At 71.1% G+C, this 25,916-nt stretch carries 19 protein-coding genes and 1 pseudogene; 10 read left to right on the top strand and 10 right to left on the bottom strand.

The features are described 5' to 3' along the window. Positions 1 to 545: 545 nt before the first annotated feature. The 6 genes and pseudogenes from AC06E6_RS12345 to AC06E6_RS12320 all read right to left on the bottom strand — a co-directional run. A pseudogene (locus tag AC06E6_RS12345) lies at positions 546 to 710 on the bottom strand (beta-ketoacyl-ACP synthase I); the annotation flags it as partial. Between the two features lie 45 nt (positions 711 to 755). Beyond that, positions 756 to 1,676, bottom strand: coding sequence for a methylglyoxal synthase (locus AC06E6_RS12340; RefSeq protein ID WP_240213207.1), 921 nt, complete (start codon positions 1,674 to 1,676; stop codon positions 756 to 758). A 311-nt stretch (positions 1,677 to 1,987) separates the two neighbouring features. Beyond that, a complete protein-coding gene (locus tag AC06E6_RS12335; RefSeq protein ID WP_240213202.1) occupies positions 1,988 to 3,433 on the bottom strand; it encodes an FAD-dependent oxidoreductase in 1,446 nt (481 codons plus the stop codon). Positions 3,434 to 3,530: 97 nt separating this feature from the next. After that, on the bottom strand, positions 3,531 to 7,985 hold the full coding sequence (gene gltB, locus AC06E6_RS12330) for a glutamate synthase large subunit (protein ID WP_240213201.1): 4,455 nt from the start codon (positions 7,983 to 7,985) through the stop codon (positions 3,531 to 3,533). 225 nt (positions 7,986 to 8,210) lie between these two features. After that, on the bottom strand, positions 8,211 to 8,609 hold the full coding sequence (locus AC06E6_RS12325; RefSeq protein WP_409476106.1) for an I78 family peptidase inhibitor: 399 nt from the start codon (positions 8,607 to 8,609) through the stop codon (positions 8,211 to 8,213). 100 nt (positions 8,610 to 8,709) lie between these two features. Further along, entirely contained in the window at positions 8,710 to 9,030 is a 321-nt protein-coding gene (locus tag AC06E6_RS12320; RefSeq protein ID WP_161615561.1) for a hypothetical protein, read from the bottom strand. Between the two features lie 129 nt (positions 9,031 to 9,159). On the opposite strand from AC06E6_RS12320, the gene AC06E6_RS12315 reads away from it, so the two are divergent. The 3 genes from AC06E6_RS12315 (at position 9,160) to AC06E6_RS12305 (ending at position 12,636) form a co-directional block, all read left to right on the top strand. Beyond that, positions 9,160 to 10,275 (top strand): saccharopine dehydrogenase family protein, encoded by a 1,116-nt coding sequence (locus AC06E6_RS12315; protein WP_240213199.1) that lies wholly within the window; start codon positions 9,160 to 9,162, stop codon positions 10,273 to 10,275. 115 nt (positions 10,276 to 10,390) lie between these two features. Next, the gene (locus tag AC06E6_RS12310; RefSeq protein ID WP_161615559.1) at positions 10,391 to 10,777 is read left to right on the top strand and encodes a BlaI/MecI/CopY family transcriptional regulator; all 387 of its coding nucleotides are present in this window, start codon (positions 10,391 to 10,393) and stop codon (positions 10,775 to 10,777) included. Positions 10,778 to 10,779: 2 nt separating this feature from the next. Next, on the top strand, positions 10,780 to 12,636 hold the full coding sequence (locus tag AC06E6_RS12305; RefSeq protein WP_240213198.1) for a M56 family metallopeptidase: 1,857 nt from the start codon (positions 10,780 to 10,782) through the stop codon (positions 12,634 to 12,636). Between the two features lie 63 nt (positions 12,637 to 12,699). On the opposite strand, the gene AC06E6_RS12300 is transcribed toward AC06E6_RS12305, so the two are convergent. Then, on the bottom strand, positions 12,700 to 13,815 hold the full coding sequence (locus AC06E6_RS12300; protein WP_240213197.1) for a ribonuclease H-like domain-containing protein: 1,116 nt from the start codon (positions 13,813 to 13,815) through the stop codon (positions 12,700 to 12,702). Next, entirely contained in the window at positions 13,812 to 16,304 is a 2,493-nt protein-coding gene (locus tag AC06E6_RS12295; protein WP_427852422.1) for a DEAD/DEAH box helicase, read from the bottom strand. The genes AC06E6_RS12300 and AC06E6_RS12295 overlap by 4 nt, the downstream gene beginning before the upstream one ends. A gap of 175 nt (positions 16,305 to 16,479) precedes the next feature. Here AC06E6_RS12295 and AC06E6_RS12290 point away from each other — a divergent pair, with 175 nt between their 5' ends. Together AC06E6_RS12290 and AC06E6_RS12285 are read left to right on the top strand one after the other, a co-directional pair. Then, positions 16,480 to 16,947 carry a hypothetical protein gene (locus AC06E6_RS12290; RefSeq protein ID WP_240213196.1) on the top strand — a complete coding sequence of 156 codons (468 nt, stop codon included), beginning with the start codon at positions 16,480 to 16,482 and terminating at the stop codon, positions 16,945 to 16,947. Between the two features lie 115 nt (positions 16,948 to 17,062). Beyond that, positions 17,063 to 18,088: an AI-2E family transporter gene (locus AC06E6_RS12285; RefSeq protein WP_161615527.1), complete on the top strand. Its 1,026-nt coding sequence runs from the start codon at positions 17,063 to 17,065 to the stop codon at positions 18,086 to 18,088. A 16-nt stretch (positions 18,089 to 18,104) separates the two neighbouring features. On the opposite strand, the gene AC06E6_RS12280 is transcribed toward AC06E6_RS12285, so the two are convergent. Further along, positions 18,105 to 19,307 carry a DUF3667 domain-containing protein gene (locus AC06E6_RS12280; protein WP_240213195.1) on the bottom strand — a complete coding sequence of 401 codons (1,203 nt, stop codon included), beginning with the start codon at positions 19,305 to 19,307 and terminating at the stop codon, positions 18,105 to 18,107. A gap of 55 nt (positions 19,308 to 19,362) precedes the next feature. Continuing rightward, the gene (locus AC06E6_RS12275; protein ID WP_427852423.1) at positions 19,363 to 19,800 is read right to left on the bottom strand and encodes a nuclear transport factor 2 family protein; all 438 of its coding nucleotides are present in this window, start codon (positions 19,798 to 19,800) and stop codon (positions 19,363 to 19,365) included. 157 nt (positions 19,801 to 19,957) lie between these two features. Here AC06E6_RS12275 and tmk point away from each other — a divergent pair, with 157 nt between their 5' ends. The 5 genes from tmk (at position 19,958) to AC06E6_RS12250 (ending at position 25,798) form a co-directional block, all read left to right on the top strand. Next, positions 19,958 to 20,635 (top strand): dTMP kinase, encoded by a 678-nt coding sequence (gene tmk, locus AC06E6_RS12270; RefSeq protein WP_161615524.1) that lies wholly within the window; start codon positions 19,958 to 19,960, stop codon positions 20,633 to 20,635. Between the two features lie 51 nt (positions 20,636 to 20,686). Beyond that, a complete protein-coding gene (gene rlmF / locus AC06E6_RS12265) occupies positions 20,687 to 21,628 on the top strand; it encodes a 23S rRNA (adenine(1618)-N(6))-methyltransferase RlmF (protein ID WP_478061526.1) in 942 nt (313 codons plus the stop codon). Between the two features lie 66 nt (positions 21,629 to 21,694). Next, positions 21,695 to 22,444: a PIN domain-containing protein gene (locus tag AC06E6_RS12260; RefSeq protein WP_233996266.1), complete on the top strand. Its 750-nt coding sequence runs from the start codon at positions 21,695 to 21,697 to the stop codon at positions 22,442 to 22,444. A 171-nt stretch (positions 22,445 to 22,615) separates the two neighbouring features. Then, positions 22,616 to 23,782 (top strand): OmpA family protein, encoded by a 1,167-nt coding sequence (locus tag AC06E6_RS12255; RefSeq protein ID WP_240213193.1) that lies wholly within the window; start codon positions 22,616 to 22,618, stop codon positions 23,780 to 23,782. 96 nt (positions 23,783 to 23,878) lie between these two features. Next, positions 23,879 to 25,798, top strand: coding sequence for a M61 family metallopeptidase (locus AC06E6_RS12250; protein WP_478061523.1), 1,920 nt, complete (start codon positions 23,879 to 23,881; stop codon positions 25,796 to 25,798). The last annotated feature ends 118 nt before the right edge of the window (positions 25,799 to 25,916 follow it).

Below are 25,916 nucleotides of genomic sequence, written 5' to 3'. Positions count from 1 at the left end.
GTGCGCCATCTAAAATCCTTCGGCTCGGCCCGGGCCACGGCCACGCCGGAATCCGTGAAACCCACCTTCGGAAAGCCACCCGGTAACGCGTGGGCCCGCGGCGGAAAGGGAAACAACGGCGCCCAGGGGTGCCGGTGTCGTCGTGACGCCGCCTGACGGCGCCGTTGTCGTTTTCCACCCCTCAAATCAGCGTTGCTGCGGGCGTTGCCCGGCGGTAAACCGCCCTGCGCGTGGGCAAGGTTGGGTGCGGTGATGCGTACCGCCTCGTCGTCACCGCGCGCTCCAGCAGCTGCATGCCTCCCTCGCGCTGACGCGCTACGTGTCGAGCCCTCGAATCTGCAGGAGGGCACTGCGACGGCCGCCCTGCAGGCGCGGGACAGACAGAAAGGCCAGCAGCCACGCGGGCCTGGCTGCTGCACCGGAACCGATCCGCCCAGGCGAGGGCGTGGAGCAGGTGCAGCCTCAAGCTGATCGTCGCCCACCGACATACGACAACGGCGCCAAAAGGCGCCGTTGCTTCCATCACTACCGCCAGAACGCGAAGATCACACCCGGCCGAATACCAGCGTCGCGTTCGTACCGCCGAAGCCGAAGCTGTTCGACATCACCCTCTCCAATCGCGCTTCCTGCGTCGAACGCAGAATCGGGAAGCCCTCCGTGCGCGGATCCAGCGTGGTGAGGGTCGCTGCGCCGGATCTGAAGCCGTCGCGCCAGCGGGACGCCGCAACTCCGATGCAGGTCGGTGTATCCGATGCCTATACGGCGCCGCCGGATGCTTCACTATGGCTGGTTAGTGGTGCAGCGCGTATGCCGCCGCGTTGCCGTGCGGCCACCGCCCAGCGCGCGGCGATGTTGGGCGCGGTGATGCACACCGCCCTGTCCGTCACCGTCGTCACCGCCCGCTCCAGCAACTGGATGTCAGCCTCGTGCTGGCGCGCTACATGCGGGTCCTCGAAGAAGATCGCGCGTTGGCAGCGGCCCTCCAGCACACGGTCGGCGATCTGCGCATCCCCTCCCAGGGGACCGCTCTGGAAACGCTGGATCCACGCCTGGTCGCGGGGCCAGCCGCGGCTCCAGGCCAGCTCGTTCAGGCGTTGCCCGGTGGTGCCGGTACCGATGCGCTGGCCGAACCGCGACAGCACGTCGAAGTGCTCGGCGGCGAACGCCAGCATCTGCGGCTTGCGGGCGTCGTGCGCGATCAGTGCCAGGGTCTGGTTGCCCAGGTCGTGGAGATCGTCGGCGCCGGGGTCGGGGGGCAGGCCTGCATGGATACGCTCCATCTCGACCCAGTCGCGGGCGCTGGCCACCGTGGAGATGAAGGGCTTGCCGTGGATGACGCACTGTCGCTTCAGCGCGATGGCCTCGGGGAACACCGATGACGGATCCACCGGATCGATCAGATAGATCGCGCCGTCCAGGGTGCGTGTGGGCGTGCCCATGCCCACGATCTCGGCGACCAGCCTCATCAGTCCGCCGTCGCGGCCGTTCGGGTAGCGTGCCAGGCCGGGCAGGCTGCCGGGGGGCAGGGCACCGGCGATGGCGTCATGGGTGCGGCCGACGGCATGCAGTTCGACGCCGAGCTCGCGGATGCCGCCGGCGCTGGCCCGGAGCCAGCGGAACAGGGCGGCGTCGGCGCGTTCGTGGTGCAGGCGGTTGGCGGCCAGGCCGATGCGCATGGAGATCTCGCTGGAGTGGGAACGCACTGAGTTTACGTGCTGGAGAGGGCCGGACCCGCGGCAGGGGCGCGCGGCCGCAGTCGTCCGCTGTATGCCGCCGCGGTTCGGTGATGCACGCGCACGCGTGCCTGCGCACCGGTGGATGCGCGCCGGCGCGTGCACCGTCGGCCCAGGTGACCACCGGGCGCGTTCCGGTACCCGCGAGGCACCCGGTCCACGCCGCGCGCAATGCGCGCGCCGTCCTTCCCGATTGGGCCCGCACGAACGTACAACGTCGTGGCATCCGGACCTGCGGCCGTGCAACGCACGACTCAGTGCAGCAGCAGCCGGATGATGCTGGCCGCGGCATCGCGCCCTTCGGCGACGGCCGTCACCACCAGGTCGGCGCCGCGGACCGCATCGCCGCCGGCGAACAGGCGTGGATTGTGGGTCTGGTAGGGCAGCCGGCCGGCACCGCCGGTGACGATGCGGCCGCTGCCGGTCGCCTCCACCCCCTGCGATGCCAGCCAGCCGGGCAGGGTGGCGGAGAAACCGAAGGCGATGATCACCACGTCGGCTTCGAGCAGTGATTCGCTGCCTTCGATCGGTTCGGCATTGCGGCGGCCGTTGGCATCGGGCTCGCCCAGCCGCGTTTCCACCACGGTCACGCCGATCACTTCGTCGTCGGCGCCGGCCTCGATGGCCAGCGGCTGGCGGTTGAACAGGAAGCGCACGCCCTCTTCGCGGGCATTGGCCACCTCGCGCGCGGAGCCGGGCATGTTGGCCTCGTCGCGGCGATAGGCGCAGGTCACCCGCGCCGCACCCAGGCGGACCGCGCTGCGCACGCAGTCCATGCCGGTGTCGCCGCCGCCAAGCACCACCACCCGCTTGCCGTTGAGGTCCGGCAGCGTGATCTGGTCTTCCCAGCCGGCGATCGGGCGCCCCTGCGGATCGCCGCCGCCGACGATGCGCCCGTTCTGCACGAGGAACGGCAACGCCGGCAGCACGTTCTTCAGGTCCTGGCCCACCAGTCCGCCGTCGGTATAGCGGTAGGCGCCGGTACCCAGGAACACCGCGTCGTAGTCCGCCTGCAACTGTTCGATGGTGGTGTCGCGGCCGATCTCCACGCCCAGCCGGAACTGTACGCCCATGCCCTCGAGGATCTCGCGACGGTGCGCGATCACGCGCTTCTCGAGCTTGAAACTGGGAATGCCGAACTGCAGCAGGCCGCCGATCTGTTCGTAGCGGTCGAATACCACGGCCTGGATGCCGGCGCGCGCCAGGCGATCGGCGCAGGCCAGCCCGGCCGGGCCGGCACCGACGATGGCGACCCGTCTGCCGCTGGGCTGCACCGCCTGCAGGTCCGGCTTCCAGCCGCTGGCCAGCGCGGTATCCACGATGTACTTCTCGACCGCGCCGATGGTCACCGCGCCGAATTCCTCCAGCGTGCAGCTGCCTTCGCACAGGCGGTCCTGCGGGCACACCCGGCCGCACACCTCGGGCAGCGGATTGGTCGAATGGCACAGCGTCGCCGCCTCGTGGATACGGTCTTCCTGCACCAGCTGCAGCCACTGCGGAATGGCGTTGTGCACCGGGCACTTCCAGCTGCAGTACGGGTTGCCGCAGTCCAGGCAACGGCCGGCCTGGTGCTGCGCATCGGCCTTGTCGAACCTGCCGTAGAGCTCGCCCCAGTCGCCGGACGTACGCAGTTCCACCGGAATGCGCCGCGGCATGGTGCGGGGGAGATCGAGGAACTGGAAGGCTTGCTTGCGGCTCATGGGCAACTCGTGAAGAGGGGGCGGGGGCGGAGCGGGGATGCCGTTGCGGCATCCCCGCCGCGGTCCCTTTGCGTGCGCGCGAAAGGGGCTCCTGGCGTCATGCGGCGTTGCGTAGCGCGGCCGCCAGCGATTCGATGCTCGCGGCCTTGGGTTTGACCAGCCAGAACTTGCCGACGTAGTCGCGGAACTCGTCCAGGATCTGCTGTGCCCAGATGCTGCCGGTCAGCTCGCGGTGGCGGCCGATCAGGGCGTGCAGGTGCTGGCGGTAGTTCTCGAAGCCTTCGGCCGAGATGCGGTGGATGTCGATCAGCTCGTGGTTGTAGCGGTCAACGAAATCGCGGTCCACGTCCAGCACGTAGGCCAGCCCGCCGGTGAACCCGGCACCGAAGTTCAGCCCGACCTTGCCGAGCACGACGACGATGCCATCGGTCATGTATTCGCAGCAGTGGTCGCCGGCACCCTCGATCACCGCCAGCGCACCGGAGTTGCGCACGCCGAAGCGCTCGCCGGCCCGGCCGGCGGCGAACAGCTCGCCGCCGGTGGCGCCATACAGGCAGGTGTTGCCGACGATGGCGGTATTGCGCGCCTCGAAGCGCGCGCCGCGCGGCGGCCGCACCACCAGCCGGCCGCCGGCCATGCCCTTGCCGACGTAGTCGTTGGCCTCGCCCTCGACTTCCAGGTTCAGCCCGCCGACGTTGAACGCGCCAAAGCTCTGCCCGGCAGTGCCGCGGAAGCGCAGGTTCAGCGGCGCGTCCTCCATGCCGTGGTTGCCGTGCGCGCGGGCGACGGCACCGGCAAGGCGCGTGCCCACCGAACGGTCGGTGTTGTGGATCAGGAAGCGGTGTTCGCCGCCGCGCTTGTGCGCGATCGCCCCGGCCAGCAGCCCGTCCATCTGCGTGGCCAGGCTGTCCGGCGACTGGTACAGGCGCTGCGCCGCACAGTGCGAGCCTTCGTAGCGGGCCGGCGCCAGCAGCCGCGAGAGGTTCACCTTGACCCCTTCGCGCGGCGCCACGTCCAGCTGCTCCAGCAGGTCGGTGCGGCCGACGATCTCATCCAGCGAGCGCGCGCCCAGGTACGACAGCCACTGCCGCACTTCCTCGGCCAGCAGCCGGAAGAAGTTCTCCACCCGTTCGGGCAGGCCGGTGAAATGCCCCTCGCGCAGGCGCTCGTCCTGGGTGGCTACGCCGGTGGCGCAGTTGTTGAGGTGGCAGATGCGCAGGTACTTGCAGCCCAGCACGATCATCGGGCCGGTGCCGAAGCCGAAGCTGTCCGCGCCCAGCAGCGCGGCCTTGACCACGTCCAGCCCGGTCTTCAGGCCGCCGTCGGTCTGCAGCAGGGTGCGGCCACGCAGGTCGTTGCCCACAAGTGCCTGGTGCGACTCGGCCACGCCCAGTTCCCATGGCACGCCGGCGTAGCGGATCGAGCTGATCGGCGAGGCGCCGGTGCCGCCATCGTGGCCGGATACGGTGATCAGGTCGGCGCCGGCCTTGACCACGCCGGCGGCGATGGTGCCGACCCCGGCATGCGATACCAGCTTCACCGATACCAGCGCGTCGGGGTTGACCTGCTTGAGGTCGTAGATCAGCTGCGCCAGGTCCTCGATCGAATAGATGTCGTGGTGCGGCGGCGGCGAGATCAGGCCGATGCCCGGCTTCGCATACCGCAGCCGCGCGATCAGCTCGTTGACCTTGTGGCCGGGCAGCTGGCCGCCCTCGCCGGGCTTGGCGCCCTGCGCCACCTTGATCTGCAACACCTCGGCGTTGACCAGGTACTCGGCGGTGACGCCGAAGCGGCCGGAGGCCACCTGCTTGATCTTGGAGCGCTTCTCGGTGCCGTAGCGCGCCGGGTCTTCGCCGCCCTCGCCGGAGTTGGAACGGCCGCCGAGGCGGTTCATGGCGATGGCCAGCGCCTCATGCGCCTCCGGCGACAACGCGCCGAGCGAGATGGCGGCGGTGTCGAACCGCTTGAACAGTGCTTCGGCCGGTTCCACTTCGGCCAGCGGCACCGGCGTGGCCGCCGGCTTGAGCTGCAGCAGGTCGCGCAGCGCCGACACCGGACGCGAATGCACCGCCTCGGTGTAGCGGCGCCAGTCCTCGGCGTTGCCGGTGCGCGCGGCGCGCTGCAGGGTCAGCACCACGTCCGGGTTGTACATGTGGTACTCGCCGTCGTGCACGTACTTGAGCAGCCCGCCGACTTCGGCCGGGGCCAGCGCGTTCCAGGCGCGCGCGGCGAGTTCGCGGGCTTCGGCATCCAGCCGCGCCAGGCCGACGCCGCCGATGCGCGCGGTGGCATCGGGGAAACACAGCCGCACCACGTCCGGGTCCAGCCCGACGATCTCGAACAGCTGCGCGCCGCGGTAGCTGGCCACGGTGCAGATGCCCATCTTGGAGATGATCTTGCTCAGGCCCTTGTAGATGCCCTTGCGGTAACTGCGGCCGATCTGCGAGACCTCGCCGCCCTTCTTCAGCAGCAGGATGCCGCGCCGGCCCATGTCGAACAGGGTCTGGTAGGCCAGGTACGGGTACACGGCGGTGGCACCGAAGCCCAGCAGGCAGGCCATGTGGTGCGCGTCGCGCGCGGTGCCGGTTTCGATGATCAGGTTGATGTCGCAGCGCAGGCCCCGCTGCGACAGGTGGTGGTGCACCGCGCTGGTGGCCAGCAGCGCATGCACCATCGGCCGTTCCGGCACCGGGTAGCGGTCGGACAGCAGCAGCATCACCGCGCCGTCGCGGGCGGCCTGCTCGCATTGCGCGCAGATGCGCGCGATGCCGGCGGCCAGGCCTTCCTCGACGCTGTAGGACAGGTCGATCAGGCGGTTGCGTTCGACGTACTGCTCCATCTTCAGCAACTGCCGCAGCTTGCGCTGGCTCAGTACCGGCGAGTTGAGGATGACGTGGTTCACCGTCTCCGGCCCGGCATGGAAGATGTTGGTCTCCCTGCCCAGCTGGGTGGTCAGCGACATCGCGCAGTCTTCGCGCAGCGGATCGATCGGCGGATTGGTGACCTGCGCGAACGCCTGGCGGAAGTAGTCGTACAGCGGCCGGGTGTGGCGGCTGAGCACGGCGATGGGGGTGTCGTCGCCCATCGAGCCGGTGGCTTCCTGCCCGGTCTCGGCCAGTGGCCGCAGCACCTGCTCCACTTCCTCGGCGGTGAGCTGGAACAGCTTGTGGTAGCTGCGCAGGGTGGCTTCGTCGAACGGCTCTTCGGCGAGCGAGGGGTCGATCAGTTCGGTCTGCAGGTAGGTCACGCCCTGGTGCAGCCATTGCTTGTACGGGGCGCGCGCGCGGTTGATGCGGTCGATGGCGTCGGAGTCGAGCAGGTCGCCGCGCTTGAGGTCGATGGCCATCATCTGCCCCGGCCCCAGCTTGCCCTTGCGCACCACGCGCTCGGTGGGCACTTCCCACACCCCGGCCTCGGACGCCACCAGGAAGTGGCGGTCGGCGGTCAGCATCCAGCGCGCCGGGCGCAGGCCGTTGCGGTCCAGCGTGCACGCCGCGTAGCGTCCATCGCAGGCGACGATCCCGGCCGGGCCGTCCCATGGCTCGCTGTTCAGGCCGTAGAACTCGTAGAACGCGGCGAGGTCGGCGTCCTTGAATTCCAGCGACTGGGTCGCCGGCGGCACCAGGATGCGCAGCGCCTGGATCAGCTCCATGCCGCCGGCCACCAGCAGTTCGAGCATGTTGTCCATGCTCTGCGAATCCGAGCCGTGCATCGAGATCACCGGGTCGAACTCGGCGATGTCGAACCTGGGGGTCTTCCATACCCGGCTGCGCGCCTGCGCCCAGTGGCGGTTGCCCTCGATGGTGTTGATCTCGCCGTTGTGGGCGAGCAGGCGGAACGGGTGCGCCAGCGGCCAGCGCGGCATCGTGTTGGTGGAAAAGCGCTGGTGGAACACCACCACGCTGGCGGCCAGTTCGTGGCGCTGCAGGTCCGGGTAGAACGTGCTCAGCTTGTCCGGCAGCACCATGCCCTTGTAGCTGATGGCGTCGGCACTGAGCGTGGTGACGTAGTAATCGGCGACATCGCGCAGGGCCTGTTCGCTGCGGCGTCGCGCCAGGAACAGCGCCAGCGCGAACTGCGTGGCGTCCTGCCCCGGATCGGCATCGACGAACACCTGCTCGATTCCCGGCAGGGTGTCGCGCGCCAGCTCGCCACAGACGCTGGCATCAATGGGTACCTCGCGCCAGCCGCGCGGATGGCAGCCGGCCGCGCGCAGCTGCGCGTCCAGCTCCCCGCGGCAGCGCTGCGCGGCCGCGGGGTCATGCGGCAGGAACACCACGCCGGCGGCGAAGTTCGGCCCGAGCGCGATGCCGGCTTCCTCCGCCAGCCGCCGCAGGAACACGGTGGGCTTGCGCAGCAGCAGGCCGCAGCCATCGCCGGTGAGGCCATCGGCGGCGACGCCGCCGCGGTGGGTCATGCGCGAGAGCGCGGCGATCGCGGTGTCGACGAGGAGCCGGGAAGGCTGGTCGTCCAGCTGCGCGACCATGCCGAAACCACAGGCGTCGCGTTCGTCTTGCGGGTCGTAGAGCCCCTGGCGAGTGCGGAGGGTCATCTGGGCCTCGTGGTGCGCGGGTGGGCGGCGACACCTCACCCTCGTCCACCGCGGCACCCCATGCACGGCCATGTTGCTGTCGCGTGCACGGCATGCCCGTCACTGGAGCGCAGCGTTGAGGCCACCGGATGCGCTCGACTAGAACACAGATGCTGCGGTGCCGCAACGCATGGTTGCGGCAGCAACCAAACCCTTGCGCCGCAAGGCTTTGCGGCGTGTTCCGGGTCAGCCGCAGCGGACCCCGGTGACCACGTCCTTGTCATCCACTTCGATGTTCAGGCGCTCGCCCAGGAACTCCATGGTGACCGGTTGGTTGGGCTTGAGCAGGCGCAGCTTGGCGGCCCCGGCGTCCTGTCGTGCCTGCTCGGCCAGCGCCTCGGTGTAAGCCTGCCCGACCAGGCCTTCGACCTGGCTGGCATCGCAGCTGCCCACCGGCGGCGGCGTGGTGGCGACGCCCTGGTCCGGGGTGGCGGCGGCATCGGCGGCCTGCTTGGCCTGGTCCAGCGCCTGCTCCTGTTCTTCCGGGGCCGGGCCCTTGCACGCGCCCAGCGCGAGCACGAGCGACAGGGCGGCGATCAGGGCGGTGGGGCGGCGCACGGCGCGCGGCATCGTCGGGATTCGCATCGGAACTCCAGTGCTGATGAAGGACACCGAAGCATATCGCCTGGTTCCAGGCCTGTACCGTCGCAGCGCGTCATCCCGCCTGCATGCGCGGGCGCCGCGTTCAACCGCAGCGCAGCGCGGTGATGGCGTTGCCGCGACCGACCTCGATGGTGAGGCGGTCGCCCCCGGACGTGGCGCTGGCCGGGGTCGCCGGCAGTCGCGTGCCACCGCGCACCGTCTGCACCTGCAGGCTGTCGCTGTCCACCCGCGCGCGTTCCACCGTGGCCGGCGAGGCGGCCAGCCCGGCCGCGCCGAGCACCATGTCGGTGTGGCATTGGCCGGAGATGACTCCGTCGATGGGCTGGATGCCGGCGACCGGGGCGCTGCTGCAGGCGGCGGCGGACAGCACGACGGTGCCGGCGAGGATCAGGCTGCGGTACATGGCGGACTCCATGGCGGGGCGGTGTGCCGAGCCTGCCGCCGCCGCCGTGTGCGGGCGATGAAAGCCAGCCGCGACGGCCGCGGCGATGCCCGCCGATAATGCGTGCATCGCCGCATGCGGAGTGGATCGATGTCGCAACAGGAAGGCTGCCGGGTCGTGGTGCTCGGTGGGTACGGGCATTTCGGCGCGCGCATCGTGCGCGCGCTGGCGGCGACCCCGGGCATCACCGTCATCGCCGCCGGGCGCCACCCGCAGCGCGCGGCGGCCAACCTGCCCGGGATGGAGATGGCGCCGGTGCAGTGCCGGCGGCTGGATACGGCCGCGGCGACGTTCGCCGATGACCTGCGCGCGACCGGCGCCGACCTGGTCATCCACACCGCCGGACCGTTCCAGGGGCAGGACTACGGCGTCGCGCGTGCGTGCCTGGAGGCGGGCATGCATTACATCGACCTGGCCGACGGCCGCGATTTCGTCCGCGATTTTCCCGCGCAGCTCGATGCCGTGGCGCGCCGGCACGGACGCAGCGCGATCAGCGGCGCCAGTACCCTGCCGGCCCTGTCCGGCGCGGTGGTCGATGCGCTGCGCGGGCGCTTGGACGTACTGCAGTCCATCGACATCGTGATCGCGCCGGCGCAGGCCACCCCGCTGGGCATGGCCACGGTGCGCGCGGTGCTGTCGTACTGCGGGCAGTCGTTCCGCTGCTGGATCGACGGGCGCTGGCAGCCGGTCGTCGGCTGGGCCGACCCGCAGCCGGTCACGTTCGCGCGCATCGCACCGCGGCTGGCCTCGCCCTGCGACGTGCCCGACCACGACCTGCTGGTGCAGCGCCATCCAGGCGTGTCGACCGTGCGTTTCCGTGCCGCGCTGGAACTGCCGCTGCTGTCGCGCTGCCTGGCGGCCCTGGCCTGGCTGCGGCACCGTGGCGTGCCGCTGCCGATGGCGGCGCTGGCCGGTGCGTTCGCCCGCGCCGGGCGCTGCTTCGATCGTTTCGGCACCGACCTGGGCGGCATGCGCGTGACCCTGCGCGGGCAGCGCGGCGGCGTCGCCCACCGGGTGCACTGGGACCTCACCGCACCGATGCTGCACGGGCCGGAGATTCCCACCTTCGCCGCGGTGCTGCTGGCGCGGCGCCTGGCGCGTGGCGAACCGCTGCCGGTCGGTGCGCAGGCGTGCCTGGGCCTGCTGGACCTGCCGGAGTTCGAAGCCGAATTCGCCCGCTGGCAGATCGACAGCCAGGTGTCCTGAGCGGGCACCGCAACCTGAAGCATTCAGCCCGACACCGGGCGGTATGCCTTCCGGACTATTGACTACATTTGTAGTCATGGCTACCGTGGCGACAAATGTAGTCACGGAGTCGACCATGCGCCGCAAGACCATCGGGGACCAGGAGCTGGCCCTGCTGCAGTACATCGGGGAAAACGAACCGGCCAGCGTCGGCGAAGTCGCCGCCGGCTTCGGCGAGGCGCGCGGCCTGGCCCGCTCCACCGTGCTGACCATGATGGAGCGGCTGCGCGGCAAGGGCTACCTGCAGCGCGCGCAGGACCAGGGTGTGTACCGCTACCGCTCCACCGCGCACCAGCAGGAGGTGGTGAGCAGCGCGGTCGGCAGCTTCGTCGAAAAGACCCTGCAGGGCTCGATCTCGCCGTTCGTGGCGTGGATGTCGGAGAAGGCCGAGGTCAGCGACAACGAACTGGCCGAACTCGAAGCGCTGGTCAGCAGGCTGCAATCGCAGCGCCGGGAGGATTGATCATGGACAGCCTGTTCGAACTGCTGGGAAATCGCCTGCTCGCCACCAGCGTGCAGACCGTCGTGCTCACCGCGCTGGTGTGGGTGTTGTGCCGCTGCGTGCGGCGACTGCCGGCGGCAACCCAGTGCGGGTTGTGGTGGCTGGTGGCGCTGCAGGCGCTGGTCGGCCTGGTCTGGAGCGCGCCGTTGCAGCTGCCGGTGCTGCCGGCGATGGACACCACCGTCGACGTGGTGCAGCAGGCCGCCGCCGCGCAGCCGCAGGCCACCGCCGCACCGTTGATCGTGATGCAGCCACTGCCGCTGGAAAGCGGCTGGTCGTGGTTGCACGTGGTGATGGCGCTGTGGCTGGCCGGGGTACTGGTGATGGCGCTGCGCACCGCCTCGGCCTGGCGCGCCAGCCGCGCCCTGCTGCGCACGGCACGGCCCAGCGACGACCGTCGCCTGGATGCCGCGCTGCAGCTGGCGGCCGAAGCCCACGGCCTGCGCCGCGCGCCGCGGCTGATGCTCAGCGCGGCCATCGATTCGCCGCAGCTGGTCGGCCCCTGGCGGCCGGTGCTGCTGCTGCCGGCGCGTGGCCTGCCGCGCATGGGCGACGACGACCTGGACATGGCCCTGACCCATGAACTGGTGCACCTGCAGCGCCGCGACCTGTGGCTGGGCCTGGTGCCGGCGCTGGCCCAGCACCTGTTCTTCTTCCACCCGCTGGTGCACCTGGCGGCCCGCGAGTACGCCATCGCCCGCGAGGCGGCGGTCGATGCCGCGGTGGTCGCCGGCAACCGCCATTGCCGCCAGCACTACGGACGCCTGCTGCTGCAGCTGGGCGTCAGCCCCCGGCCCGGCGCCGGCCTCGCCAGCGCCTCGCCCACCTACCTGAGCCTCAAGCGGAGACTGCTCATGCTGCAGAACCCCTCGTCCTTCCCGCGCCTGGGCGCGGGCCTGATCGTCGCCGCGGTGGCGCTGGTCGGCGTGCTGCCGATGCGCCTGGTGGCCATGCCGGCACCGCCGTCCCCGCCGTCCCCGCCGCCGGTGCCCGCGGCCCCCGCGGTACCGGCCGTGCCAAGCCCGCCTGCCGTGCCCAAGGGCGACCATTCGGTGGTGCACACCGTGATCAGGGCCAAGGGCACCGCGCCGGCGCTGCCCGCGCCGCCGCCGCCGGCAGCCCCGGCCGCCTCCAAGGCCCCGCCGGCCCCGCCGGCACCGCCCGCGCCGCCCGCGCCGCCCGCGCCGCGGGTGTCGACCCATGGCGTGATCCATCTTTCGCAGAGCCCGAGCAGCAACGGCTATGTGCTGTTGAAAGACGAGCACAGCGTGATGAACGGCTCGATGGCCGATCTGGAGCAGGCGCGCCGGCTGGACGACGGCAATGGCGTGCTGCTGCTGCGTCGCGATGGCCGCGCCTACGTGGTGCGCGATGCCGGGGTGCTGTCGCGGTTCGAGCAGGCCTTCGCCGAAACCACGCGGCTGGGCGAGCAGCAGGGCCGCCTCGGCGAGCGCCAGGGCAAGCTGGGCGAACGCCAGGGCGAGATCGGCGGGCGCATGGGTGACATCGGCGCCAGCATCGGCGAGCTGGCCGCGCGTCAGGCGGAACTGGCGTTGGCCGCGCACGGCGGGGATGCCACGACGAGCCGCGAACAGGCCGAAGCCGCCCGCCGCGAGGCCGAGAAACTGCGCGCGCAGATCGACACCCCGGCCATGCGCGAGGAGATGCGTGAACTGGCGCGCCGGCAGGCGGAACTGGGCAGGCAGCAGGCCGAGCTGGGTCGCCAGCAGGCCGCCGCCAGCGTGCGTGCCCAGCGCGAGGCCGAGCGCCTGATCCAGCAGGCGATCCGCGACGGCCTGGCGCAGCCGGTCCGCGGGTGAGGGGTCCTCGCCGGCGCGGGTCGGCGCCGGCATTGCAACGTGAAGGCGGGGCAAGCCCCGCCTCTACGGGGCCAGCGAGGATGCCCGCTCGTCGGCCTCGGCCTGCACCAGGCGCAGGAACAACTGCGCCAGCGTCACCACGTCCTGGTGGTTGTGTTCGCCGACGCGGCGCAGGTTGCGCGCGCTGCCGCCGCGCAGATAGTCCAGCCAGGCGGCCGGTGCCTCGGAACCGGGCAGGTCGTCCTCGCGCTGGATGCGCAGCAGCTGCCGCTCGATGGTCGCCAGCCGGCAGTTCTCCCAGGTACCGCGGTAGCGGCGCCGGGTCGGGAACAGCAGGTCGACGTGGTCCAGCGCGGAAAGCGGGTCGCCGCGCCGCGCCAGCCGGTAGCGCGTCTTCAGCAGTGGCGCGTCGTAGCAGCGGCCGTTGTAGCTGGACAGCACCGTGGTCGGCGCCAGCCAGCTGGCGAACACCTCCAGCATCGCGCTCTCGGCGCCCATCGTGGACATCAGCAGCTGGCGCACGCGCAGCCCTTCGCCGCGCGCCGCATCGCGATGCCAGTCGGCGGCGCCGATCATGAAAGCGCGGGTGCCGGTGCCGCCGGCCAGGCCGGTGGTCTCGGTGTCGAAGAACAGCAGGTCCTGCGGCCGCACGGTGTCGTCCGGGCGCCTGCTGAACGCCAGTGACAGCGGCTGCGCCGGAACCGGCTGCGGCAGGAAGGCCTCGATCAGGTGCAGGCCGGGTGCGATCTCGGTGCCCGGAAGCGCGCGGTCGACCGGGCCGTTGCGTGGCAGGCGCGGCGCCGTGGCCACCGCGCGCCCGCGCGTGGCCAGCAGGCGGCGCAGGCCATCGCTGTCGGGCGTGCGCGCTGGCACGGCCGCGGGCTTGTGCCGGATCTGCTCGACCCACCCGAACACCGAGTCACCGCGTGGTGGCGATGCTGGCCTCGGCGCGGCGTCATGGCGTTGCGGAAGCGGCGCCTGCGGCGACGCCGCGGGCGCTTCCGGCGCCGGTGCGGCGCACGGCGCAGGCGCAGGCATTGCCGGGGGCGGCGGCCGGGCCGGTTCCGTGGCCGATGGCGCGGGGCCCGGCAGCGCCGCCGCAGGGTGGGCGGCAACGGCGGCATCGGCATGCCCGGCCTGCCTGCGCAGCGCCTTGAGCTTGTCCAGGCTGACGCTCATGGCAGCAGGTCGAGCGCCTCGTCCACCGCGTCAGCCGTGACCGCCGGCACCTGCGCGCAGCGCTCGGCCGACAGCAGCGACAGCACCTTCAACGCCAGCGAGCGCGGTGTTTCGCCCTGGCCCTGTTCCTGCGCGGCCAGCACCGGGCCGACGCAGGCCGGGCAGCCGGCACTGCAGTCGCAGCGCTCCACCAGCTCGAGCGCGCGCTGCACCAGTTCGGCCTGGCGCTGCCACAGCGGCTCGCTCAGGCCCACGCCGCCGGGGAAGTTGTCGTACAGGTAAACGGTGGGCACGAAGCTCTGCATCAGCTCCACCGCGCCGTCGCCGCCCTCGTTGCCGCGCAGCTGGCCGCGGCCGCTCTGGTCGGCCACCGCGAACCACGCGCCGTCGCCATTGCCCACCGCCTTCTGCAGGTCGCGCGCGTCGGCCATCACCGCCACGGTGGCGACGATGTGCAGCGCGTACGCCGCGCCGAGGAAGCCGTCGAGCGCATCCTGCTTCTGCGCGAAGCTGCGCAGCAGGGTGGCCTGCGGCAGCTGCCACCACACCGCGGTGGTGTGCAGCTCCTGGTCGGGCAGGTTGACCGGGCCATAGCCGATGTTCTCGTGCGTGTAGTAGCGGATCTTCTTGTAGCCGGCCACGCGCCGCACCACGTGCACCTCGCCGTGGTGCGAATCGCCGCGTCCGGCGGCATTGCCGTCGAAGCGGTCCAGCACCTTGAGCTTGGTGAAGTCGATGCTGTCGGTGTAGTAGTCCACGTGGGTACGGGTGACGTAGGCCTTGCGCCCGTCCCAGTCCAGCCGCTCGACCTGGTAGGGCGTGCTCTGCACCATGTGGATGGCGCCTTCGTACAGGGTCAGCGCGGCGGCGGAATAGTCCACCTCGGCGATGATCTGCTGCTTGCCGTCGCTGCGGTCCACCACCACGAAGTTGCCATCGGCCACCGCGCGCAGGCTCACCGCGTTGGCCGGGTAGCTGTCGGCGATCCATTCCCAGCGCTCGCCTTCCTGGTGCACCACGCCGGTTTCGGCCAGCGCCTGCAGGAACACCAGCGGGTCGACCGGGCCGAACGGCTCCCCGCTCAGGAACGGCAACTCGAACGCCGCGCAGCGGATGTGGTCGAACAGGATCAGCGGCTGGTCCGGGGCGATGCGCGCGTGCTCGGGGGTGGCGTTGGCGAAGAAGTCCGGGTGCCGCACCACGTACTGGTCCAGCGGCTGGCTGCTGGCCACCATCACCCCGAGCGCGGCCTGCTGGCGGCGACCGGCGCGGCCGAAGCGCTGCCACGTCGCCGCCACGCTGCCGGGGTAGCCGTTGAGCACCACCACGTCGAGCGCGCCGATGTCCACGCCCAGCTCCAGCGCCGAGGTGCTGACGATGCCGTCGATGCTGCCGGCGCGCATGGCCCGCTCCACCTCGCGGCGCTCGGTGGGCAGGTAGCCGCCGCGGTAGGCGCGGATCCGCGCCGGCTTGCGCGGGTCGTTGTCGAAGATGTCCTTCAGGTACTTGGTCAGCACCTCCACCATCAGCCGGGTCTGCGCGAACACCAGCGTCTTGAGCCCGCTCTTGATCGCGATGCGGGCGATGCGGTTGGCCTGCGAGCGCGCCGAGGCGCGCAGGCCCAGGTCCGGGTTGATCACCGGCGGGTTCCACAGCAGCACGTGCTTGGGGCCGCTGGGCGCGCCACTCTCGGTGATCGCATGCACCTGTTCTTCCACCAGCGCCTCGGCATGCGCATGCGGGTTGCCGATGGTGGCCGAGCACAGGATGAACTGCGGGCGCACGCCGTAGAACGCGCAGATGCGCTTGAGCCGGCGGATCACGTTGGTGACGTGGCTGCCGAACACGCCGCGGTAGGTGTGGATCTCGTCGATCACCACGTAGCGCAGGTTCTCGAAGAACTGCGCCCACTTGGTGTGGTGCGGCAGGATCGCCTGGTGCAGCATGTCCGGGTTGCTGACCACGATGTCGCCGTGCAGGCGGATCGCCTGGCGCGCGTCGCCGGGCGTGTCGCCGTCGAAGGTGAAGGCCTTCACGCCGAGGTCGCCGGCGCGGTTGAGCTCCAGCAGCTCGGCCACCTGGTCCTGGGCCAGCGCCTTGGTCGGGAACAGGTACAGCGCCTTGGCGTTGCCCTGCATCGCCGCGCTCACCACCGGCAGCGTGTAGCACAGCGACTTGCCCGACGCGGTCGGGGTGACGACGGCCACGTGCTCGCCGCGCTGGGTGGCGTTCCAGGCGTCGGCCTGGTGCGAGTACAGCTGTTCGATGCCGCGCGCCCGGAGCGCGGCCTGCAGCGCCTCGGGGACGTCGTCGGGGATCGGCGCGTAGCTGCCTTCGCGGCCCGGGATCGTGAAGCTGCCGGTGACGCGGTCGCGATAGCGCCGTGCCAGCCGCTGGCCAAGCAGCGCGCCGTCGCGCGAGGGCAGGCCGTCGGTGGTGGCCAGCGCCCGTTCGCTGGCTTCGGTGCGGGGAGCGAGGGAGAACGCCATGCCGGTAGTGCCGATCCAAAGACGGCATGGAAGCACGGCGCCGTCTCAGCCTGTGAGACCCATGCAGGCTGAACGCCCGGTGCGCCGCCAACGCAATCTGAAGGTGGCGCCCGTATGCTGCCTGCTTCGGCAACCGGCAGGGACAGGAACGGTGGCAAGGCCTCGATGGTACGCAATGGTGTTGGCGGGGATGGTGCTGGTGGGCGCGGCGCAGGCGCAGCAGGCATCGCCACCGGCCGTGGATACGGTGCCCGCGGCGGACCCCGCGGCCGACCCTGCGGCGGCGTCCACGGACGCGGTGAGGACGCTGGAGGAAGTGCGCGCGCTCAAGCCCGAGGACGACACGCCGCTGGACCTGTACCGCTTCCGCAACCCGGTGAAGATCGAGCCCAACCGCTTCAGCCGTTCATGGAGCGAACCGCCCACGCCCGAGCAGGTCAGCCAAAGCGGCGGTTACCTGCTGATGGGCATCAGCTACGGCCTGATGGCCGCTGCCAAGGGCCTGCACAAGCTGACCGGCGGCCGCGACCAGATCCAGTCGGCCATCGCCCGCCCACCGCCAGAGCTGAGCGAGGACCAGCGCCGCCGCGCGTTGCGCTTCTGTGCGCAGCAGGAGGGTTGCCAGGCCCCGCCCGGCGACTGAGCGCCGGCCCCGGGCGCGGCCTTTCCCGCCCGCGCCTGCCGGGAAGCGCCGCATCGGCACGGTTGGCCGGCAGCGTGATCGCCTACCATGGCGCATCTTCGACGGGCCTGCCGCAGTGACCGACCTCCTCCCCCTGAAGCCAGCGACGCCGCCGGCGCGCATCGCCGCCTGGGTGCTGATGCTGCTGGGCATGTGGGCGGTGCTGGAACTGGGCCTGGTGGTCACCCTGCTGTCCGGCCTGCTGGTGTTCCACCTCAGCCACGTGCTGGCTTCGACCGTGGAGGGCCGGCTGCCGCCGGGCCGGGCGCGGGCGATGGCGGTGGCCGTGCTGTCGGTGGCGGTGATCGGCCTGCTGGGCCTGGCGATCATCGCGGTGGTGTCGTTCTTCCGCAACGAAACCGGCGGGCCGGACGCGCTGCTGGCGCAGCTGATGGAAATCCTCAATACCTCGCGCCACCAGGTGCCGCCGCTGCTGCAGCCGTATATCCCCGAGGACATGCAGGCGCTGCGCGCCGGGGTGAACGAATGGGTGGCCGAGCACCGCCGCCAGCTCGGCGTCGCCGGCACCTCGGCGGTGCAGATCGGCGTGCGGGTGCTGATCGGCATGGTGCTGGGCGCGATGATCGCGCTGTACGACGAATTGCCGCTGCCACGCATGGGGCCGCTGGCGCGGGAACTGGTCGGCCGTACCAGCCACCTGGCCACCGCGTTCCGCCAGGTGGTGTTCGCCCAGCTCAAGATCTCGCTGCTCAACACCCTGTTCACCGCGATCTTCCTGCTGGGCGTGCTGCCGCTGCTGGGCGTGCACCTGCCGCTGGCCAAGACCCTGGTGCTGATCACCTTCCTCGCCGGCCTGCTGCCGGTGGTGGGCAACGTGATCTCCAACACCGTGATCACCATCGTCGCGCTGTCGGTGTCGTTCTACGTCGCGGTGGCCGCGCTGCTGTTCCTGGTGGTGATCCACAAGCTGGAGTACTTCCTCAACGCCCGCATCGTCGGCGGCGAGATCCGCGCCCATGCCTGGGAACTGCTGCTGGCGATGCTGGTGATGGAAGCGGCGTTCGGCCTGTCCGGGCTGGTCGCCGCGCCGGTGTTCTACGCCTACGTCAAGCGCGAGCTGGTGGCCCAGGGCTGGGTGTGAGCCCGCGTCCGGCCGCTCAGGACGACACCCCGGCCAGCGCCGCGTACGTCACCCCCAGGATCACCAGCCAGAAGTAGATGCCGCCGATGAACACGTAGCGCGCCAGCGTCGCCCACCCGCGGCCGCCGTACACGCGCTGCTGCATCCACAGCAGGTAGACGGGAACCGACAGCCACAGCACCACGTGGATGCCATCGCCGATGGCGTTCACCACGCGGTTGCCGATGGCGCCGGTGACGCCGATCGTCAGGAACGTGGCCAGCAGCACCAGCATCAGCCAGGCATGGCTGTACAGCGCCACCACCAGGTGTTCGAGGTAGCCGATGCGGCGGCCCAGGTAGGCCACGCGCAGCACCAGCGCAAACACCGGCATCAGGAAGAACAGCGCGCCGGGCAGGGCGGTGAGGAAGGCCTGCACGTACAGGTCGGTCTTGCCGCCCATGCGTTCCACGTTGGCCTTGCCGTTGGCCAGGCGCTGGTTGAGCCAGTGGTTGAAGAATGCCGGCATGCCCTGCACCACCACCGGATTGGTCTCCGGATCCCAGGGTCTGCCGTTGATGTCGGAGTCGAACACGGTAGCCTGCTGGCGCCCGGTGGCCTGGCCCGCCGCCTGCGCCGCGCGCGTCATCGCCGAGGCCACGGTGTCCGGCGCGGGCGCCGGCTGCCCGCGCAGTTCGGAGGTGCGCCGTGCAGCGGCGGTGTTCAGCGCGGCCATGGCCACCGTGAATGCCGGCGTGGCCGCGGGCGAAGCCGCCAGCTGGCGCTCGATCCCGGCCTGCTGCGCCGCGCGTATCGCCTCCACTTCCTGCACGGTCTGCGCGTTGGCGAACAGCGTGTTGTCGCCGCCGTTCAGGGTCATGTCGTCGACATGCAGGGTCAGCTTGCCGACGAAGAACGTGAACAGGGTCAGGATCACGAACAGCCGCAGCGGCTGCACGTAGCCCACGCGCTGGCCGCGGAGGTAGTTGAGCGCGACCCGGCCTGGCACCAGCAGGTCGCGCAGCGTGCGGAAGATGCGCCCGTCCAGGTGCCAGAACGACTCGAACACCTCTTCGATCGCGTGCCCCACGTGCTTGAGCGGGTTGTGCGCCGACTGCCCGCAGTGGTGGCAGTAATGGCCCTGCAGCGCCGCCCGGCAGTTGGCGCAGGCCCCATGCCCGTGCGCGTGGACGACGGCGGGAACCTCGGCAACGGCGGTGTCGTCTGGGGTCGGGTTCATCGGGAGCGCGGGTGGAAGCCGGGACGCGACACGATAGCGGGCATTGCCGGCGCGGTCAGCTGCGCGGTCGCGGCTTGCGGTGCCAGAGCGCGTTGACGATCACCCAGCGGCCGTCGAAGCGGCCCATCTGCAGGTGGTCGATGAACCACGGGCTTTCCAGCCGCACCGTGGCGATGTCCTCGTCCACCTGCAGCACGCTCACCGTGCGCTGCCACTGTTCGCGCGGGGTCTTCAACGCGCCTTCGCGGGTAAGGCGGACCAGTTCGTCCGCGCTCATCCGGCCCAGCCCGAGGGTTTCGTCGGGCCTGTCCACGAGGTTGCGCTTGGCCAGGTCCGGGTGCAGCGCACGCGCCACCCGCGCCGGGTCGCCCTCCAGCTGTCCGTCCATGTAGTCGTGGGCGGTGGCCTCGATGGCCCGCAGGGTGGCGGCGTCCGGCGGTGCCGCGCCGGCGCCGCCGGCGACCCACAGCATTCCCAGTAGCAGAAAGCGCATCGCGGCTGGCGGCATGGCTGGCTCCTTCCCAGGTCGCGGCAGTGTGGCGGCCGCCGCGGCGCGCGGCATGGGCCGATGGTCACTGGCCCGCGGCGGGGTGGCCGGCGGCGGCACGTCAAGGGTGGGTGCGCCGGACCGCTTCGGCTACAGTACCGCGATGACGAAAGAGCACATTCCCGGCGGCCTGTTGATCGCCATCGAGGGCATCGACGGTGCCGGCAAGTCCACGCTGGCGCGGGGGCTGGCCGAGGCGCTGGAGCGGGCCGGCGCCGAGGTGGTGCTGAGCAAGGAGCCGACCAACGGGCCGTGGGGCACGCAGCTGCGGGCCTCGGCGGCGACCGGGCGGCTGAGTCCGCAGGAAGAAGTGGACCTGCTGCTGCGCGACCGCCGCCAGCACGTCGAAGCACTGGTGGCGCCGGCGCTGGCGCGCGGCGCGGTGGTGATCCTCGACCGCTACTTTCCATCGATGGTGGCCTACCAGGGCGCCGCCGGCCTGCCGGTGGACGAACTGCTGCAGCTCAACGCCTTCGCGCCGCGGCCGCACCTGCTGCTGCTGCTGGACCTGCCGCCGGCCACCGGGCTGGCGCGCATCCACGCCCGCGGCGACGTGCCCAACCATTTCGAGACGGCGCAGAACCTGGAGCGTTGCCGGGCGATCTTCCAGCAGCTGGAGTTGCCCGGCAAGCAGGTGATCGACGCCAGCCAGAACGAAGCCGAAGTGCTGCGCGACGCGCGTGCGGCCATCGCCGCCGCGCTGGCCGCACGCGCCGATGGGCAGGGCGGACCGCTGCGGCGCTTCCAGGCGCAGGACCCGGCGCCGGCCACCGGCCACTGACCTCCCACCTCCGCGATGCCGACGCCTCCGCCCCCGGCGAAGCGGCGCCCCGTGCCGGCGGCCGCGGGCCCGCATCCGCGCAACCGCCACCAGGGCCGTTACGACATGGCACGGCTGCTGGCGGCCAACCCGGCGCTGCGCGCGTACCTGCGACGCACCCCGGACGGCGGGCAGAGCATCGATTTCAGCGATCCGCTGGCGGTACGCGAACTCAACCGCGCGCTGCTGGCCAGCGACTACGGCATCGGCCACTGGGATATCCCCGCCGGCTACCTGTGCCCGCCGGTACCGGGCCGCGCGGATTACCTGCACGGCCTGGCCGACCTGCTGGCCGCCGACGCCGGTGGCACGATCCCGCGCGGGCCCGGGGTGCGCGTGCTCGATATCGGCGTGGGCGCCAACTGCATCTATCCGCTGCTCGGCCAGGCCGAGTACAGCTGGTCGTTCGTCGGCAGCGACATCGATCCCGTCGCCCTGCGCTCGGCCGCCGCCAACGTCCAGGGCAACGGGCTCGACCGGCTGATCGAACTGCGCCTGCAGCACGCGCGCGGCAGCCTGTTCGCCGGTGTGGTTCAGGCGCAGGACCGCTTCCACCTGACCCTGTGCAACCCGCCCTTCCACGCCTCGGCCAGGGAGGCGGCGCAGGGCAGCCAGCGCAAGCTGCGCAATCTTGGCGACGGCAAGCCCGCGCCGCGCGGCAGGCCGCCGCTGTTGAACTTCGGCGGCCAGGCCAACGAGCTGTGGTGCACCGGCGGCGAGGCCTCGTTCCTGCGGCGGATGATCCGCGAGAGCGTGGCCGTACAGGCCCAGGTGCTGTGGTTCAGCTCGCTGGTCGCCAAGCGCGAGCACCTGGCCGACCTGCACCGGCAACTGTCCCGTGCCGGCGCGCTCGAGGTGCGTGAAGTGGCGATGGCGCAGGGCAGCAAGCAGAGCCGGTTCGTCGCCTGGACCTTCCACGCCGCCGCGCGCCGGGCCGGGTGGCCGGCGGGGTAACCGCCGCCATTGGAACATCGGCTGCCGTCGGGCCATGATGCGCCCGGGAAACAGGGAGCGTGCAGCATGCCGAGCGAGGCCGTCGGACAACTGTCCATGGGGAGTGGCCGCATCAACTACGTGTTGATCGATCACGAGAACGTGCAGCCCACCGACCTGCGGCTTCTGGACCGTGCGGACATCCGCCTGTGGGTGTTCGTGGGTGCCGGCCAGGCCAAGCTGTCGGCCGAGCTGGCGATACAGATGCAGGCCATGCGCGAGCGTGCCGATTACGTGCGCATCTCGGGCAATGGCCCCAATGCGCTGGATTTCCATATCGCGTTCTACATCGGCCAGTTGTCCGCCAGCGACCCGCGTGGGTTCTTCCACATCATTTCCCGTGACACCGGCTTCGATCCGCTGGTGGAACACCTGAAGGGCAGGAAGATATTCGCCTGCCGCTCGACGGCGATCGCCGGCATGCCGCTGTTCGCATCGGCCGCGGCCACCGAGGTGAGCGCGGTGCCCGCGGCGCAACCGAAACCGAAACCCAAGGCGAACGCGGTGACGGTGGTGGTGGACAAAGCGCCCCCGCGGCCGCTGCCCGATGCACCGGTCGCCGCGGCGCCCGCCACGGCCATGCAGCGGCTGACGCGGATGAAGACCGTACTGTCGAAGACGAAAACCGGGCGGCCGGGAACCCTCGCCGCATTGAAGAAGCATGTCGCCGCGCACTTCCAGAACCAGATCGGCGCCGACGACGTGGGGGCGATCGTGGCCGGCCTGGAACAGGCCGGCGTGGTGAAGCTGGATGGCCTGAAGGTGCGCTACGACTGAGCGCCATGGGCTCCGGCCGGCGGCATGGCCGCGTCCCGGGGCGGCCGCGCCCATCGTGCAGGCAGGCAGCCCGCGCTGCACGGTGTCCGCCGACGCCCCGGGTGGTGGCTGGTCACGGGGCCTGAACGCGGCATCGCCGACAGTGCGGCTCCCCGACCCAGGAGCTGCTGCATGCGCCTTACCCCCCTGTCGCTGGCCTGCCTGACCCTGCTGCTGCCGGCCTGCAGCCCGTCGTCACCGCCGGCCGCCACGCAAGCGGAGGCGGCCGCCGTGGCGACGCAGGAACAGGCGGATGCGACGCCGGCCGATGCCGCTTTCGAGTTCCCGGCGATCCCGCCGATCATGGTGCCCAGCCTCGTCGGCAGCGGCCCGGCGCAGAAGCAGCTGGAAGCCTCGATGCAGGCACTGATCGACCCGGTGGCCGGCATCAGCGTGCGCCCGGCGAACTGCGCCACCGACGGCGCGCTGGTCAACGAGAGCGGCTTCACCAATCTCGATGCCGCCGGCAACCTGCAGCGCGTTGCCGGCGAGGGCGTGTTCGAGGTGGCCGCCGATGGCAGCGGCCTGGCGGTGACCGACGAGGATGTGGTGCGGGTCAATCCCGATGGCAGCGGCAGCATCGTCAACAGTGCCGGCACCTTCGAGGTGAAGGCCGACGGCTCCGGCACCTATGTCGGCGAGCATGGGCATATCGAGCTGGACGGCAAGGGGGGCGGCACCTGGGTGGGCGACTTCGGCAACATCGAGAACCATGGCGATGGCTCGGGCCTGTGGGTGGGCGAAGAAGGCAGCATCGAGGTCCGCGCCGATGGCTCCGGGCGCTGGATCGGCGGGCCCGAAGGCATCGCCGAGAACCGCGGCGACGGCACCGGTACCGTGGGCGCGGTCGCGCGCGAGGTGCGCATGGCGCCGCTGCCGCCGCTGCCGCCGGCCGGGCGCTTCCCGCTGCTGGACAAGTTCAGGCCGTCCGGCGCGCCATGCGGCTTCGTCGTCACCCTCAACGACAAGGTGCTGTTCGACTTCGACAAGGCGCAGGTGCGCGCCGACGCCGGCAAGGTGCTGGACGCGCTGGCCACCGCGCTGCAGAAGGTGCCCTCGCGCGCCATCGAAGTCCGCGGCCATACCGACGCCAAGGGCAGCGACGACTACAACCAGGCGCTGTCCGAGCGGCGCGCGCAGGCGGTGGTGGCGGCGTTGCGCCAGCGCGGCGTGGCGCAGGACGCCAGCGCGCGTGGCTATGGCGAGGCGCAGCCGGTGGCGCCCAACGACGTCGACGGGCGGGACAACCCCGGCGGCCGCCAGCTCAACCGCCGCGTGGAGATCTTCGTGCGGACCTGAGCCGGGTTCTCGCAGGCCGGGGCATGGCTAACGGCCCGTGCGCCGGGTAGCGGCTGCGGCGATCATCGCGGTCCCGAACCGACGCGAGACCTGCCGATGCACCCGATCCGCCCCGCCCTGCTGGGACTGGCACTGATGGCCGCCCTGGGCCTGGCACACGCCACCCCGGCCGTGCCCGCCACCGACGCCCGCGGCGTCGCCATCAGCGAGGCGGCCTATCCGGGCACGATCCGGCTGGAGGTGGATGCCACCGACCTCGGCCAGCGGGTGTTCAAGGTGCGCCAGACCGTGCCGGTGCGGCCCGGGCTGCAGCGGTTCCACTATCCGGCATGGCTGCCGGGCAACCATGCCGCCAGTGGCGCGATCGAGAAGCTGGCCGGGCTGGTCGTCACCGGCAACGGCCAGCGCCTGGAATGGACCCGCGATCCGCTCGACGTCTTCACCTTCAACGTGCAGGTGCCCGAAGGCGTGGCCGAGCTGCGCATGGACTACCAGTTCCTCAGCCCCACCGATGCCGCGCAGGGGCGCACGGTGATGACCCCGAACATGCTCAACCTGCAGTGGATCGCGATGGTGCTGTACCCGGCCGGCCATGCCGCGCACGCCATCAGCTACCGCGCCAGCGCCCGCTACCCGCAGGGCTGGGAAGCGGCCAGTGCGCTGGAGGTCGAGCGCCGCGACGGCGACACCGTGCATTACGCGCCGACCAACCTGGAGATCCTGGTCGATTCGCCGGTGTTCGCCGGCCGCTACCACCGTACCTTCGATCTGGCCCCGGCCGGCACCCGGCCGGTGCGCCTGAACGTGTTCGCCGACCGCGCCAAGGACCTGGAGGCCAAGCCCGAGCACATCGCCCAGCACCGCGCGCTGGTGACCCAGGCGCGCCGGCTGTTCGGCGCCGAGCACTACAACCACTACGATTCCCTGTTCGCGGTGACCAGCCAGCTCGGCGGCATTGGACTGGAGCACCAGCGCTCCAGCGAGAACAGCGAGGACCGCGACTATTTCAGCGGCTGGAATCCCAAGGTCGGCAGCAGCGACCTGCTCGGCCACGAGTACACGCATTCGTGGGACGGCAAGTACCGGCGCCCGGCCGACCTGGCGACGCTAAACTACAACGTGCCGATGCAGGGCAGCCTGCTGTGGGTCTACGAGGGCCAGACCCAGTACTGGGGCAACGTGTTGACCGCGCGTTCCGGCATCCGCCCGCTGGATGCCTCGCGCGACGCGCTGGCGCTGGTCGCGGCCACCTACGCCGACAACCGCCCCGGCCTGGAATGGCGCTCGCTGGGCGACACCACCAACGACCCGGTGATCGCGCGCCGCAAGCCCAAGCCCTACCGCGGTTACCAGATGAGCGAGGACTACTACCAGGGCGGGCAGATGCTGTGGCTGGAAGCGGACGTGCGCATCCGCCGGCTCAGCAGCGGCAGGCGCAGCCTGGATGATTTCGCCCGCGCCTTCTTCGGAAAGAACGACGGCCAATGGCAACGACCGGACACCTACACCTTCGAGGACGTCGCCGCGACCCTGGAACAGGTGCAGCCCACCGGCGACTGGGCGCGATTCCTGCGCGACCGCCTCGAGCGCCGGGTGGGCCTGACCGGCGGCATCGAGGCGTCCGGCTGGAAGCTGGTCTACACCGACACGCCCAGCGCCTACTACACGGCGACGATGAAGGGCCGCGGCGCCAGCTTCATCTACTCGCTGGGGCTGTCGCTGGACGGCAATGGCCGCATCGGCGAGGTGCGCTGGGACAGCCCGGCGTTCAACGCCGGCCTCGGCAGCGGCATGCAGGTGCTGGCGGTCAACGACCTGCAGTACAGCGCCGGGGAGCTGGAGGACGCGGTGCGCGCGGCAAAGGACGGCCAGCAGCCGATCCGCCTGCTGGTCAAGGACATGGACGTGTACCGCACGTTCGCCATCGACTACCGCGGCGGCCTGCGCTACCCGTCGCTGCAGCGCATCGAGGGCACCCCCGACTACCTGACGCCGATCTTCAGCGCGCGCAGGTAAAAGCGGCGGAAGGCAACGGGCGGACATTGGACGGGGCAGGCGGGCATCTGGTCAGCCTGCCCTGTCCACGAGGTGAAGTGGCCAGCGGACGGCCGCGGATCGCCGCCCCCGTTGCCTG

Source organism: Stenotrophomonas sp. Steno-Z10-HUANG (genome assembly GCF_056393075.1).
This window is presented reverse-complemented; position numbering and strand designations above follow the sequence as displayed.